Annotated in this window: 10 protein-coding genes; 2 read left to right on the forward strand and 8 right to left on the reverse strand. The window is 54.2% G+C overall.

Annotated features, from left to right (window positions below; translation table 11 throughout):
• Positions 1-24: 24 nt before the first annotated feature.
• The 5 genes from dinG to Q9245_RS01115 are packed head-to-tail and all read right to left on the reverse strand — an operon-like array spanning position 25 to position 6,873.
• A complete protein-coding gene (dinG, locus tag Q9245_RS01095; protein WP_305895431.1) occupies positions 25-2,202 on the reverse strand; it encodes an ATP-dependent DNA helicase DinG in 2,178 nt (725 codons plus the stop codon).
• Entirely contained in the window at positions 2,202-2,918 is a 717-nt protein-coding gene (locus Q9245_RS01100; RefSeq protein ID WP_305895432.1) for a general secretion pathway protein GspB, read from the reverse strand. The genes dinG and Q9245_RS01100 overlap by 1 nt, the downstream gene beginning before the upstream one ends.
• A gap of 3 nt (positions 2,919-2,921) precedes the next feature.
• On the reverse strand, positions 2,922-4,613 hold the full coding sequence (locus Q9245_RS01105; RefSeq protein WP_305895433.1) for an ExeA family protein: 1,692 nt from the start codon (positions 4,611-4,613) through the stop codon (positions 2,922-2,924).
• Between the two features lie 5 nt (positions 4,614-4,618).
• Positions 4,619-6,109, reverse strand: coding sequence for a DUF3336 domain-containing protein (locus tag Q9245_RS01110; protein WP_305895434.1), 1,491 nt, complete (start codon positions 6,107-6,109; stop codon positions 4,619-4,621).
• 17 nt (positions 6,110-6,126) lie between these two features.
• The gene (locus tag Q9245_RS01115; RefSeq protein ID WP_305897146.1) at positions 6,127-6,873 is read right to left on the reverse strand and encodes a VacJ family lipoprotein; all 747 of its coding nucleotides are present in this window, start codon (positions 6,871-6,873) and stop codon (positions 6,127-6,129) included.
• Positions 6,874-7,001: 128 nt separating this feature from the next.
• Here Q9245_RS01115 and Q9245_RS01120 point away from each other — a divergent pair, with 128 nt between their 5' ends.
• On the forward strand, positions 7,002-7,409 hold the full coding sequence (locus Q9245_RS01120) for a thioesterase family protein (protein WP_305895435.1): 408 nt from the start codon (positions 7,002-7,004) through the stop codon (positions 7,407-7,409).
• Between the two features lie 6 nt (positions 7,410-7,415).
• Here Q9245_RS01120 and Q9245_RS01125 read toward each other — a convergent pair whose 3' ends face one another.
• The 3 genes from Q9245_RS01125 to Q9245_RS01135 all read right to left on the reverse strand — a co-directional run bounded on the left by Q9245_RS01125 (position 7,416) and on the right by Q9245_RS01135 (position 14,404).
• On the reverse strand, positions 7,416-8,537 hold the full coding sequence (locus tag Q9245_RS01125; protein ID WP_305895436.1) for a beta-ketoacyl-ACP synthase III: 1,122 nt from the start codon (positions 8,535-8,537) through the stop codon (positions 7,416-7,418).
• A 129-nt stretch (positions 8,538-8,666) separates the two neighbouring features.
• Positions 8,667-12,599, reverse strand: coding sequence for an ATP-dependent RNA helicase HrpA (gene hrpA, locus Q9245_RS01130; RefSeq protein ID WP_305895437.1), 3,933 nt, complete (start codon positions 12,597-12,599; stop codon positions 8,667-8,669).
• A 128-nt stretch (positions 12,600-12,727) separates the two neighbouring features.
• The gene (locus Q9245_RS01135) at positions 12,728-14,404 is read right to left on the reverse strand and encodes a long-chain fatty acid--CoA ligase (RefSeq protein ID WP_305895438.1); all 1,677 of its coding nucleotides are present in this window, start codon (positions 14,402-14,404) and stop codon (positions 12,728-12,730) included.
• 166 nt (positions 14,405-14,570) lie between these two features.
• On the opposite strand from Q9245_RS01135, the gene Q9245_RS01140 reads away from it, so the two are divergent.
• Entirely contained in the window at positions 14,571-15,056 is a 486-nt protein-coding gene (locus Q9245_RS01140; protein ID WP_305895439.1) for a MaoC/PaaZ C-terminal domain-containing protein, read from the forward strand.
• Positions 15,057-15,058 lie beyond the last annotated feature (2 nt).

Raw genomic sequence — 15,058 nt, forward strand, 5'->3', positions numbered from 1 at the left:
TTTTTTTTACAGTTTTAGACGGGACTAATGCTCGATTAACCGGCGGAACGGAGGCAACGCATCCAGAAGCAGCTGGCCGTAACGTCTGGCGACAATGCGGCGATCAAGAATGGTCACACGGCCAGTATCTTGCTCGGTTCGCAGCAGACGCCCTACGGCCTGCACCAACTTGACCGACGCATCCGGTACGGTGATCTCCATAAAGGGATTGCCACCTCGTTGAGTCACCCATTCCGCTAAACTGGCTTCGATGGGATCGTCCGGCACCGAAAACGGCAAACGGGTAATCACCACGTGATGCAGATATTTACCGGGCAGATCGATACCTTCAGCAAAACTGGCCACGCCAAAGAGTACGCTGGCCTTACCTTCATCGATCCGACTGCAATGGGTTCGAAGCACTTCGTTCTTGGCCATATCGTCCTGAGTCAGAATCAACTCCGGATATTCCGGTGCCAGCGCATCCCTCACCTGCTGCATTTGCCGGCGAGAGGTGAACAGCACCAAAGTGGCCTTTTCGCCCGCCCATAAATCCGGCAGGCGTTTAACCAACGCATCGCCAAACCCGTCGTCCGTTGGCATGGCTTCAATGGCTGGCACTTCCACCGTAGCCATTTCGTTATATCTGAACGAACTGGGCACTACCATGTACCGGCTTGCTTCCGGAAGCCCTGCCCGTGAGCGCAGACGGTCAAACCGGCCCAACGCGGTCAAGGTTGCGCTGGTCAATACCGCGCCATAAACGCGCGACCATAAGCGCGAATACAACAGGTTGTCGGCCAGCACAGGTGAACTGAACAACGTGATATCTTCGGCGTGCTCCCATCGCTGACGAACCGACCAGCGTGCCGCCGGAGGGCCTTTTCGCGGAACCGGTTGGGCGCTTTCGTCCTGATCTGGTTTCGCCGCAACGTTCCCCTCGGACCAGGCTTCCCATAATCGGAGCTGTTCTTCTGCCCGGCTATGAAATGCTCCGATCACCGGGTACCAAGATTCGGCCGTATCACGGTCCAGTTCCGGGTCTTTGCGCTCATCGAACGCACTTTGCAGCTCCTCAACCAAGGTTCCGAGATTGCGACACAAACCGGCTGTGACAATTCGGGTTTCGCCAGCCAATTCGGCAAGGCTATCCGGCAACTCGCCTTCCGGGTACCGCCACTGAGCACTCCGGCGTTCCTCATTGAAATCCCAGCCGGTATTGTCTTCCACCTCTTCGTATACTTTGGCCAACGCAATATCGAGATCCCGACCCGCCAAACTGATTTTCTCGACGGCTTTAGCTGCCTGAGAACCTCCCGGCAGCCACGGCTGCATTTTAACCAACGCCTGCGACAGCTGTTTCAGCCACTGGCGCGTCGCGCTCAACGGGACCGAAGCCGCGAAATGGTTCAGCGCTTTATCCGGAAGATGGTGCGCCTCATCAAAAATAAACAAGGCATTTTCCGGTTCTGGAAGAATCGCACCGCCGCCCAATGCGAGGTCTGCCAACACCAGATCGTGGTTAGCCACCACAATATCGGCATCGTCGAGATCTTTTCGGGCCTCGAAAAAAGCGCAGCTATCGAAGTAAGCGCAATGTCTATTGGTGCACTGGCGGTGGTCGGTGGTGACCTGACGCCAAATTTCGTCGGGGATCTGCTCCGGCCAATGGTCACGATCTCCGTCCCATTCCCGAGAACCGTAGCTGCCGAGCATTTTTTCAAATGTAGCCCGACTACTGGCTTCATCATCGACCGGGCTATCCAGCAGGAACAGAGGCATGGTGTCGCTATCGCCGTGCCCTTCATCGTGTAGGCGCGCCTCCAGCCGAGACATGCATAAATACCGGCCGCGGCCTTTGGCGAGGGTCCAGTTGAACTTTAATTTGCTGTGTTTACGCAGGTCGGGCAGATCTTTGAGAACAATCTGGTCTTGCAGGGCCACGGTGGCTGTGGAAATCACCAGCGTCTTACCCAATGCCTTGGCCACTGGAATTGCCGAAATCAGATACGCCAGTGTTTTACCTGTACCGGTACCAGCTTCCACCACACACGCAGACGCGGGCGACGTGCGCAGACCATCGTTATCGGTAATCTCTCCCATGTAACGGGCAATTTCGGCGATCATCAAGCGCTGGCCATAGCGGGCACGCACGCCCTTGCCGGCTAAAACGTCTCGATACGCTTGCTGAATATCCTGTTTAACGTCGTCGGTTAGCGCCATTATCGGGGGCTCACCCAGTCACGAACGATTCCAACCCGAAACCGCTGGCCATTTTTGCTCAGCACCACACCGTCTTCAGTGATGTTTTCAACCAACAACGAGCCCAGGCTTTGGCCGGTTCGCAAATATCGGTTGTTGATCATCACCCGGCTGGCAGTAGGGTCTGAGGAATAGATATGGCTGTTGAAGGTCAAATCAGGAACACTCTTTTGGAACGAAAGCGGCAATTCTACCAGATGCGGCACCCGTTCTTGGGGCCGTGTTTGTACGGGTGCGGGTGGCCTTTGTTGCTCAGACTGGCTGGGCACAATAATGGTTGGCTGTTCGAATCGAGGTTCATTCAACCCGGATTCTGCAACCGCTTGCGGCGATTCAACAGGCACAACCGGAACTTGATTGACCGGCTCTGGCTGAAATTCTGGCTCAGGCTTTGCCTCGGCCTGTGAAGCGCGCACAGGCGCTCCCGGGGAGGCTACCGCATCAGACTCAACAGTGCCTGCTGATATCGCAGTTGTCTCCGGAACTGGCCTTGAGGGCCAAAACACATACGCTAACACTGCGGCGTTGATGATTAACGCCAACACCACCCAGACCACCGCCGATACCGGCTTCTTCTTGGGGCGATAGATCATCTGTACCTGTTGGCCAAGATCTGGCGCTTTACCCTGACGGCGTTCTGCTTCGGATTTTCTTAAAGCGTCGAGTATGTATGACATAACTTAGCTGCTTCCCGCCGCCGATTCAGCCACTAACCGCGGTCCATCGACGCCCAGGTCGTTATGAATCTGAATAATGGTCATCGCACCGGGAATGCCATCCACCGTTAACCCGCGCTGCTTTTGATACCAGCGTACCTGGTCGGTCATGCCTAAGCGTTTGATTCGGTCAGATTCCTGCGCAGTGCTGGCAAAACGATCAGCCAGCTCCATCATTTTGGAGCTGATCCACAGCGTTTGGCCTTTTTTATCAGCGTAAACGCCGTCACCGCTCTTGTATTCAGGCGCACGCCATAGAATCCGGAACTCTCCGAACCAATACTGTTCAACTTGGCGGAATTCAACGGTAACCGGCCCGTCCGCTGTCTTGAGGGTGGCTTGATCACCTTCCAGCGCCTGCAAAACAACCTGGACATCCTGCCCGGGCGCTATACGCAGGTTCAGGATCGCGGGACGGTTAAGAAATTCTAAAGTTCGGCGCGCTCCCTCACGCTGCAAACATTCCAAGCCAACGTTCTGAGCATGCTGGCAGGGATAAGGTGCGACTTCGGGATGGTAAACCTTTCCCCATAAATCAAATAACTTAATGTACGAATCCTGTAGCGAAAGCCCGTGTTGTTCCGGGATAAACTCTGTCTTGTTGAATCCGGGAGGCTCAACCGGATTCTGCGCCACCGGAGCCGCCACCTCCTCAGGCGTGGTCGCGGCCACAACCCGCTCAATAACACCGGAAACCGATTGTTCGTCATCGCCCTCTGCAAAGTATCCATGCTGCGGAATATCTAACACCCATAGCGTGCTGATAATCGCGATCAATACCGAGGCAACCACCAGCCACAAATGACTGACGCTGTCTCCGAAACCGGCACGTTTCCGGGTACGAGGCTTCATGCCCCCACTGACTTCCTTGGCCGCCCGCTTGATGTGCAGCGTGGTAATTTGGTGTTCGCCCTCCGCGTAGGCCCCCAGCAGCGCACGATCACTGATCAGGTTGATCAGTCGCGGCACGCCTTGGCTGGCACTGTAGAGCTTACGAATGGCCCCGGGCGTGAACAAATCCCCTCTGAGCCCGGCAACGCTGACCCGGTATTGCAAATAGGCGGGGAGTTCCGCCTTATCGATTGCATCCAGATGGTAACGCGCTGTAACCCGTTGGTTGAGTTGTCGCAGCTCGGGCAACGCCAGAATATCCTGCAACTCGGGCTGCCCCAGCAGAACAATCTGCAGCAGTTTTTTTTCGGCAGTCTCAAGATTCGTTAGCAGGCGCAGCTGTTCCAGAACATCGGCAGACAGATTCTGCGCTTCATCAATAATGAGAACTTTGTGGCGGCCCGCAGCGTGAGCTTTTAACAAGTCGGCATTGATGGCATCGACCAGCACCTTGATGCTTGCATCCGGAGCGTGGGTAATTTCCAGCTCATCGCAGACCGCCGACAGTAACTCTCGCGCTGAAAGGCGAGGATTGAGTATCAGCGCAATATCAACGTGGTCAGGGGCATTATCCAAAAAGCAGCGGCATACGGTGGTTTTGCCTGTGCCCACTTCGCCCGTGATTACAATAAATCCACCCTGCCCCTGCACGCCATACATGAGGTGCGCGAGGGCTTCTTTGTGACGATCACTCAGATACAGGTATCGCGGATCCGGGGCTATAGAAAAAGGCGGCTCTCGAAAACCAAAAAAATCGTAGTACATGGGTCCTAGGGCCTGGCCGAATCGCCGCTACTGACCAATTTCAGCTCGGCAGCACGGCGACTTTGGTGTTTCAATCGGCGCACACAGCGCTCGAGTGTTTTTGATATGCGCGCATGGGAGCGAATCATGGAGATTTTCGGCCAGGTAGAGCGTTCACCCTGAAGAATCATTTCCCGAACGTATTCCGGTGTCGGGCTAGACAAGATATGGCGGTAATGGCGAAGCGAATAATCCGGCGCTATCGTCACATCACCGGAATAGCGCTGAGCCATAATCGTATACATTTGGCCGGACGCCTGCCGCAAAAGCTCGGGCTTAACGCGTTTGCGCAAGAAATCAAACAAGCCCTGCCCGTGAAACGCTACTTCGGCCTTCAACAGGTGCGAGGGCAAATTCAGCAAAGACAGCTTCTCATCCTGCCCCTTGGCGTTCAGGAACGGAATAACGTGAGGGTTGGTCTGGCTGACAATAGTGAAATTCACATCGTACAGGTGCATCAACCGGTCCACGGGAAGATCACTGACCACGGAGCCATCTACAAACTTCAAGCGCGGCATGTACGGCAAAGTGTTTCCGTTCAGATCTTTCTTCATCAGCGTCACCGGCGGGAAAATTCCCGGCACGGCTGCACTTGCCAGCGCAGCACTCCACATCATGAGGTATGGAGATGTGTAGCCGCTCAACAATCGTGCCTTCTGGTGAGCTTGCACCGGCGAGACACTGATATTCACGCTTCGCCCGGTGCGCAGATAAGCCTCTTCAAAGGTGTACTCGCCAATGTTGTCGCGAAGGCACTGTTTCAGGGTTTCCTGATCCATCAATCCGTCGCCCCGAAGCGCGCTGAACAGGCCTCGCCACTTCCAGGCTTTGAGGTTGTGGTTTTCGGGCACAAGCATTTCCGGAATTTCCGCGTCTGTATGCACGCCCAGAATGCCTGCAATGATAGCGCCCACACTGGATCCAGCAATTACCTGTGGCAGAAGGCCTTTCTCCCACAAAGCCTTGATCACGCCAAAATGGAACATGCCCAACCCGGCACCGCCACTAAGCAACAATGCCGGCCGGCCAAAGCTGGTCAGGGTATCTCGGAAAAACTGCAGTTTATCGTGCACCGAAAAGTTGGGCACAGGATGATCGCACAGGTAGTCCAGCGACTCACACACCTGGGTGATGTACTCTTCTACCAGATGCTTCGTGCCTACCCGAGAACAGGTATAGAGCGCTGGATTACCCATATTGCCCAAATCGTGATGAAGGCCTTCGCGTAGGGCTCGTTTCAAACGTTCGAAATCGTTCTGCTGGCGATATTGTTTAAGATTGCAAAGCCTGTCGTAAATCAGCTCGTAGTGATACAGATCCGAGGCAAAATCTTCCTTCCACTCAACGTTGCCTTCGAGATAATCCAACTCCAACGCAGCCGCTTTCCATTGCTCATAATTCTGAGCGTCCGCCAATTGTTTTCGGAATCGGTTAATTCTCGGATCTTTAATCAACATCGATCTCCCGGCAGTGCTCAGAAATCTTCGAGCATCAGGTCGTCTTCGTCATCATTGGCGAAGGGGTCAGCTGTGATCTTACCATCGTTAATCAGGAATTCACGACGCTGCAGAAAGGCATTTCTCACGAACGTGTACCGATCGCCAGAAATAATGCCTTCGGCGGGTATCAAGTCCGCGCGTTTATCGACAATCTGCAATGCTCGAAGGAAGTACACCTCCGGCTCTTCAACTGTGTCCCATGCCGAGGGCAGAATAAAACTGTCGGACGCCAATCCGGAGAAATGCCGTGGGGTCGATGGCCCGAGAAACGGCAACATCAGGTATGGTCCAGAGCCCACGCCCCAATACCCCAGGGTTTGACCGAAATCTTCCGGCCGCTCCGGCAGGTCAAAGGCCGTGGCCACGTCAAAAATGCCACCCAGGCCGAACACTGTATTGAAGGTAAACCGCCCGAATGCCACGACGGCTGACTCACCCTTGAGCTGAAACAAACTATTACTGAAGTTGCGAATTTCAGTCAGATTATTGAAAAAGTTAGTGACGCCCCGGTCTACAATGTCTGGAGTAACCGTGCGATACGTCTTGGCCACAGGGCGCAATACCCAATCGTCTACGGTTTCGTTGAACGAAAACACGCTGCGGTTCCAATTCTCGTAGGGGTCTGCCGGGTTCACGGTCGCGGCGCGCTGACCTGCTGGTTCTTGCACGGTCTGGGCCACGACCGGCGAAGTGGCCATGATGACGAAGAATCCCAGCATCATCGCTGCGGATATCCAATACCGAGTAGTCGTTTGAGTCATTTCAATCTCTTGGGTTGTTTAATCTGATTCCATTAGTCGACAATACCGGCGTTGTGTTCTTTTTATCTAAGTCATCCGGAGGAAATTAAATGTCAGTTCAGGGAAACCTCGTCAGCTCCCTCGCCATGACCCTGCGATGGGGCGACATGGATGCATACGGCCACGCGAACAACACAGTTTACTTTCGCTTCTTTGAGGAAGCTCGCATCGTCTGGCTGGCAAAATTAGAACTCGGCGGCATTGAAGAGCCGACCGGTCCAGTCATTATAAAGACCAGCGCTACGTTTCTGAAGGAATTAACGCACCCTGCCACCGTTTTGGTGGAAACATACGCGGGCAAAGCCGGAAATACCAGCCTCGATACCTACCACTTACTGAAAGATGCTGACACCGGAGACGTGTATGCAGAGGGGTATGCGAAGATTGTCTGGATGGACAAAACCACCCGGAAGTCTACTCCACTGCCAGATACCCTGAGAGCTCTGGCAGCGGAGTAATGCGCATCAGCGGTGGCGTACAATCACGCTGCCGATGGAGTAGCCGGCACCGAAGGAGCAGATAACGCCCAGGTCGCCGGCCTTCAGGTCGTTTTTAAATTTATGAAACGCGATGATTGAACCGGCCGAGCTGGTGTTGGCGTATTCATCCAAAATTACTGGAGCCTCTTCAACAGTGGCATCCCGTCCCAGCACGCGGCGGGCAATCAACTGATTCATATTCAGGTTGGCCTGATGCAGCCACATGCGAGCCAGATTGTCAGGCCCCAGCTCCAGAGACTCCAAATGGCCCTGGATCGTTGATGCGACCAACGGCGACACTTCTTTGAACACCTTCCGACCCTGCTGAATAAACAACTTGTCTGGCTTGCCCACGCCAGACTCATCCGCACGATTCAGAAAACCAAAGTTATTCCGGATATTATTGGAGAACTTGGTCACCAATCGGGTGCCAACGATCGCGAAACCCTGCCCCGGCTTCACATCTTCCTCACGCTCTACCAGCATCGCTGTGCACGCATCGCCGAAAATAAAATGGCTGTCCCGATCTCGGAAATTCAAATGGCCGGAGCAAATCTCGGGGCTGACCACCAGAACCGCACGGGCGGTGCCAATTTCAACCGCGTTGGCAGCCGCCTGCAATCCGAAGGTGGCCGAACTGCACGCTACGTTCATATCGTAAGCAAAACCCTGAATGCCAAGGGCTTGCTGTACTTCGATGGCAACCGCAGGGTATGCACGCTGCAGATTCGAGCACGCCACGATAACAGCATCAACATCATCGACGGTTTTACCCGCCTGCTCCAACGCCTCTTTACAGGCATCGACCGCCATATCGCACTGCACAGACTGCTCGTCGTTACTGCGCTCGGGAATATACGGAGTCATGCGTTTAGGGTCGAGAATACCTTCGCGATCGATAACGTGCCGGCGCTTGATGCCTGAGGCTTTTTCGATGAACGCGGAAGACGAGGGTTGCAACGCCGTCAACTCACCGCGGGCAATCTCTTCCGCGTGCTCGGTGTTGTATAGATCCACATACTGATTGAAGGCCTCAACCAGTTCGTCGTTTTCGATGGTGGCGGGCGGCGTATACAGGCCGGTTCCGCTGATGACGGCTTTAATCACAATAACCCCACGTCATGGTTATAGAAACAGTTTTTGACAATACACTGCCAGAAATACTAACACAGTCCTGAAGATTTGCCCGTTGGACTATCGTTCAGTAGCCCACCTCACGCACAGCGCTGACCTTCATCACACCCGAGTTAGCGCCCACTGCTTATCAAGACGCTTAACCGACACTGTCATCGCTGTGCCTAATTGCTGCGCAAAAAACGAAACCCTGAATTCTTCCAGCATCCAACGATATAACTCCAGTTCCGGATCTCGCACACTCTGGCGTTTCTGTTGTTCAAGCTTCTTGGCGTAGCGAGCCCACAGCGCATCAATGCTGTGCAGAAACTCTCGCTCTTTCCCCATCTCTCGTGGCATTTTTTCCAGCCGGATCAATGCCGCCTCAAAGTAGACGCCAAATCGGGCCAGCCATTCCGAAGGCGTCTCAACAAGAAAACCGGGATAAACAAGGTGTTGAAGCTGAAATTTAATGTCAGCCATGCTATTTGCCAAGGCGAGATTAATTTTCCCTTTCAGCTGTTTCGCGACCTTTTGATAGCCGGTCATGGCGCCGTGAAGACGCTCGTCGGCCAGCTCCAACGCAGGAATAAAATCACCCCGATGTTGATCAAACACCCGATCGAAGTTCTCAGGCGTTCGCGGAACTTCATCCGACAGAAAGTGTTCCATCACTGCAGCCAACAACAAATCATCCAGCAACGCTTTAGCCTGCCCCACTGGAGCGAACATAAGCGCAGACTGCTTAAACTTTGGCAGGCGGCGCTCAAGGTCCGTTAAGGTGCTGCCAAACCTATTAATGATCAACCTTGCCACACCGCGGCGCATGGTGGTTTCAGCCGTTAGTGGATCAAGGCACCGGATTGCTCTGACCTGCTTGCCAAGATCTTCCAGCGCCGGGTAAACGGTCACCTGCATACCGCCTTTTTCAGTCTGGACGCGCTCGGGCAGTTTGCCAAACTGCCAATCCGGGTACTCAATCACTTTGGCTTCAGCCGAATCGTCCGATGCGGCTGTGGTCAGTGCCTGTTCTGCCTGATCGCCGAGCTTCGCCTGTAGCTCATCCGCGCTGCGGCTTTCGGCCATCACTTTACCCTTATTGCCGGTGACCTTCAGGTTCATCCGCAAATGCTTGGGCAGCTCTTCTTCTGGCCAGGACTCCGGGTCGATCCGGACCCCCGTCATACGGCGCAATTCGTCGGCTAGTTTGATGGTTAAAGGCTCGTTGCTCGGTTGCATGTTCTCGAGCGCAGCATCGACAAAATCCGGAACCGGCACGAAGTTTCGGCGAACGGATTTAGGCAACCCTTTCACCAGCGCAATGCATTTTTCCCGCAACAAGCCCGGCACCAACCATTCCAGACGCCGGGCCGGAATTTGTTTCAACGCCATTAACGGCACGTTGAGGGTAACCCCATCTCGTTCACTGGTCGGTTCAAATTCGTAGCTCAGGGGGTACTTGGCCCCCTCCCATTCCAGATAGTCCGGATAGAGCGCTTCTGCGGACTGATCGACCGGCCTCTGCAACACATCGTCTTCGGTCAGCTCCATGTTTCGCAACGCTTCAGCGGACAGGTTTTTCCACCAGCTTTCGAAATGCCGGCCACTAACAATGTCATCCGGCAGGCGTTCGTCGTAAAACGCCACCAACACCTCGTCATCCACCAACAAATCACGACGCCGGGTTTTCTTCTCCAGATTTTCGACGGTATCCAGCATCTCGCGGTTGCGGGCAATAAACGGGGCCTTCGACCGAAGCTCCCCTTCTACCAATGCCCGACGGATAAACAGATTCCGGCATTCGGCGGGGTCTACCTTGGTGTAGGGAATCCGGCGCTTGGGCACCACATCCAGCCCGTACAGAGTGACCTTTTCATAACCCATCACCTGGGCCCGCTTTTGCTCCCAGTGGGGTTCAAAATAGTGGCGCTTAACGATGTGGCCTGCTAAAGGTTCCACCCATTCAGGCTGAATCCCCGCCACCATGCGGGCAAACACCTTGCTAGTTTCAACAATCTCGGCGGCCACAATCCATTTGGGGCCGGATTTCGCCACTTTCGAGCCCGGAAAGATCATGACTTTGCGATTACGGGTGGCGAGATATTCCCGCTTTTCGACTTTAACGGCGATCTGACCCAAAAGGCCCGCCAGGATGGGTTTATGGATGGCATCGTAGTTTGCCGGCTGTCGGTTCATCGCCAGCTTTTGATCCCGGCAAATCAGCGTGAGCTGCCGATGAATGTCCCGCCACTCCCGCATGCGCATCCAACTCAGGAAACTCTTCTGGCACAGTTTTTTGAGCTGATTCTGGGACAGCTCCTGACGCTGCTCTTCAAACCAGTTCCAGATATTCAGCAGGGTAGCAAAATCCGATTCTTTATCGTTAAACGGCGCATGGGCCTGGTCGGCAGCTTGCTGTTTATCTTGAGGGCGTTCACGCGGGTCCTGCACACTCAGCCCGGCAATCACGATCAGAACTTCGGCCAGACTGCCGTGGTCGGCAGAGGTAACCAACATCCTCGCCAGGCGAGGATCCAAAGGAAGCCTGGACATGGTTCGCCCAAGCTTGGTGACCCGCCGTTTTTCGTCAACCGCCCCGAGTTCTTCAAGCAGTTTGTAGCCATCGTTTACCTGGCGACGATCCGGTGCTTCGAGAAACGGGAACTGGCGAATTTCGCCCAAACCGGATGTCGCCATTTGCAGAATGACGGAAGCAAGATTGGTGCGCAGAATTTCCGGATCGGTATATTCAGGCCGGTTGATGAAATCCGCCTCGTCGTACAGCCGGAAACAGATACCCGGCGCAACCCGACCACACCGCCCTGCCCGCTGGTTTGCACTGGCCTGGGAAACCGGCTCGATCGGCAAACGCTGGATTTTCGAGCGCACACTGTACCGACTGATTCGAGCCACACCGGTATCAATGACATAACGAATGCCCGGCACGGTGAGCGAGGTTTCCGCGACGTTCGTGGACAGCACGATGCGCCGGCCCCGATGGGACTGGAACACACGATTCTGCTCTTGATTGCTCAGACGGGAATACAGCGGCAAAACTTCGGTATGACGCAACTCCGCGTGCCGCAACACTTTGCTGACGGCTCGTATTTCACGCTCACCCGGCAGGAACACCAACACATCACCCGGTGGCTGTTTTTCGGTGCGCTCGTGTTGTTCGATTTCCTCGATGGCGGAAAGAATGCCATCGGTCCAGCCTTGATCCTTATCGTCCTCGTCGCCCACTAATGGCCGGTACCGAACATCAACGGGATAAGTCCGGCCACTGACCTCGATCACCGGTGCTTTGTCAAAAAACTCACTGAAACGCTCTACCTCAATGGTGGCCGAGGTAATGATGACTTTCAGGTCCGGACGTTTGGGCAGGAGCTGTTTGAGATAACCGAGCAGGAAGTCGATATTCAAACTGCGTTCGTGGGCCTCATCAATAATCAACGTGTCGTAGCGATCAAGGAACCGATCATGCTGAACTTCCGCCAGTAAGATACCGTCGGTCATCACTTTGATTTGCGAATGCTCCGAGGTGTTGTCGGTAAACCGAACCTGATACCCGACACGCTGGCCTACCTGCTCACCGAGTTCCTCGGCAATGCGACTGGAAACGCTCCGCGCTGCAATGCGCCGGGGTTGCGTGTGCCCCACCAACCCTCGAACACCCCGACCCAAATTTAAACAAATCTTGGGAATCTGTGTGGTTTTACCCGACCCGGTTTCTCCGGCTACGATCACGACCTGATGTTCTTCAAGGGCCTTGCTGATGTAAGCAACCCGTTCGCTAACGGGCAAGCCTTCCGGAAACTTAGCGGGCTTGTGCAGAGCCTGACGCTTGCGAACTTTCTCTTTGCCCTGCTCCAACCAATCATTCATCGCCGCAAGATCTTTTTGCCCGGGCAAGCCTTTGCTCCGCCCCAAACGTCGGACAATGCGGGCCGCTTCCTGCTGATTGCACTCAGACAACTGGCGCTTGAGTGCAGCCACCTCCGCCTTGGGGTCGGCCACACTGGATGCAGAAGCTTTGTTCGGGGTTGAATCAGACATTACTTGCCATTAGCTCTCAAAGTTTCAATCAGGGGAATCAGGCGCCACAGTCTAGCGGGAAAGCCACACCGTATAAACACAAAGACCCTGCCGAGGCAGGGTCTTTAAGTGCGGAACGAGCAAACGGTTTAGGCGTTGGCTTCTTCGTCTCGCAGCTCACGGCGAAGAATCTTGCCCACGTTGCTCTTGGGCAGTTCTTCACGGAACTCGAAGTGCTTAGGCACTTTATAAGCGGTCAGGCGCTCGCGGCAGAACTCTTTCAGCTCGTTTGCAGACACGCCTTCTTTGGTGGCAACAACATACACCTTAACCGCTTCACCGCTTTTCGCGTCTTCCACGCCGACGGCTGCGCATTCAACAACTTTCGGATGGCTGGTTACCACATCTTCAATTTCGTTCGGGAACACGTTAAAGCCAGACACAATGATCATGTCTTTCTTGCGGTCCACAATGCGGATGTAGCCGTCTTCCTGGATCAGCGCAATATCGCCGGTCTGAATGAAGCCGTCCTCGGTGAACGACTGACGGGTATCTTCAGGGCGCTGCCAGTAGCCGCGCATAACCTGCGGGCCTTTTACACACAATTCGCCCGGCTCACCTACCGCTGTTTCGTTGCCTTCATCGTCAATGGTTTTAACGATGGTAGACGGGATCGGCAAACCAATGGTGCCCAGCTTGATAGCGCTGCGAGGGTTAAACGTAACCACCGGTGAGGTCTCGGTCATGCCGTAACCTTCGCTGATTTCACAACCCGTGACACGCTCCCACATTTTGGCTGCGTCGCTGGTCAAAGCCATACCGCCCGAGGCGGTCAGCTTCACACCCGAGAAGTCCAGTTTCTGGAAGTCTTCGTTATTGCACAGCGCAACGAACAAGGTATTCAGGCCGATGAAAGCCGTGAACTTCTGCTTCTGGAGCTCTTTCACAAAACCTGGGATATCACGCGGGTTCGGGATCAGGATGTTATGAGCACCCGCTTCCAGCATGATGCCGCAGTTCAAGGTAAAAGAATAAATGTGGTACAGCGGCAGCGGCGCAATAACCACTTCTTCGCCTTCAGAAACCTGATCTTCCAGCATGGGGCGAACCTGAGTCAGGTTTGCAACCAGGTTGGCATGAGTCAGCATGGCACCTTTCGCAACACCGGTGGTGCCGCCGGTGTACTGCAGTACCGCCAAGTCGTCCAGTTTGATTTCAACCGGAGTGAACTTCTCACGCGCACCCGCGCTCAACACTGCAGGCAGTTTGTGAGCACCCGGAATGTTGAACGGAGGCACCATCTTCTTGACGTGCTTTACAACCGCGTTCATCAGCTTTCGCTTGATGGGCGAATGCATGTCAGCCACTTCGGTGACGATAACGTGCTCGATGCCGGTGTGCGGAAGCACTTTCTCGGCGTTTTCTGCCATGTTGGCAAGAACGACAAGCGCTTTGGCACCAGAATCGTTAAACTGATGCTCCATTTCCCGGGTGGTGTATAGCGGGTTGGTGTTCACCACGATCAAACCGGCACGCATCGCACCAAAAACAACCACCGGGTACTGGGTGACGTTTGGCATCTGAACCGCAATGCGGTCGCCAGGCTTCAGGTCGGTTTTGTTTTGCAGCCAAGCCGCGAAGTTGCGACTCTGAGTATCAAGATCTTTGTACGTCAGAGTGACGCCGACCGCACTAAACGCAGGCTTATCTGCGTATTTCTTAACGGCCTGCTCAAAAACATCTACCATGTTTTTGTACTTGCTGAGATCTACCTCACGGGGGATGCCCGCAGGGTATTTGTCTTGATAGAACTGCTCAAAATCCATCACCATCTCCTGTTTGATTGGTGTCAATCGGGTCAATTGTGCAACCCGACTAAAGTCTCAATCCTTAAAAGTGCACAGAGAATAGCAGTTTTGGAATCGATGAGGTAGCTTTCAAAAATCTATCCTTCTTCAACCGCCGACGAGCCAATAACCTATAGAGGTCACTATGAGCGACACCTTGGACATTCTTGAAAATATTACCTACAACGAATTGAATGAAGGTGATTCCGCAACCTTCACCCGCACCCTCACTGAAGATGAGCTCGTCTTATTCGCGGCGGTGTCAGGAGACGTTAATCCGGTGCATCTGGATTCTGAATTTGCTGCCGACACCATGTTTAAAGAACGCATTGCTCATGGTATGTGGAGTGGCTCGTTGATTTCTGCGGCGCTCGCTACGGTTATGCCAGGCCCCGGTACGATCTATCTGGACCAGAGTTTGTCCTTCAAGCGCCCAGTCAAACTTGACGATACCCTCACTGTGAAACTGACCGTTTCCGAGAAAGGCGCGAAAAATCGCGTCACGCTGGCTTGCGATGTTCGCAACCAGAATGGAGACCAGGTGGTTGTCGGCGAAGCCAAGGTTATAGCGCCTACTGAAAAAGTCTCTCTGCAAAAGCCCCGCTTGCCGAAAATCACCATCGAAGGCTGATG

It is taken from the genome of Marinobacter sp. MDS2, from assembly GCF_030718085.1.
Taxonomy (GTDB): Bacteria; Pseudomonadota; Gammaproteobacteria; order Pseudomonadales; family Oleiphilaceae; genus Marinobacter.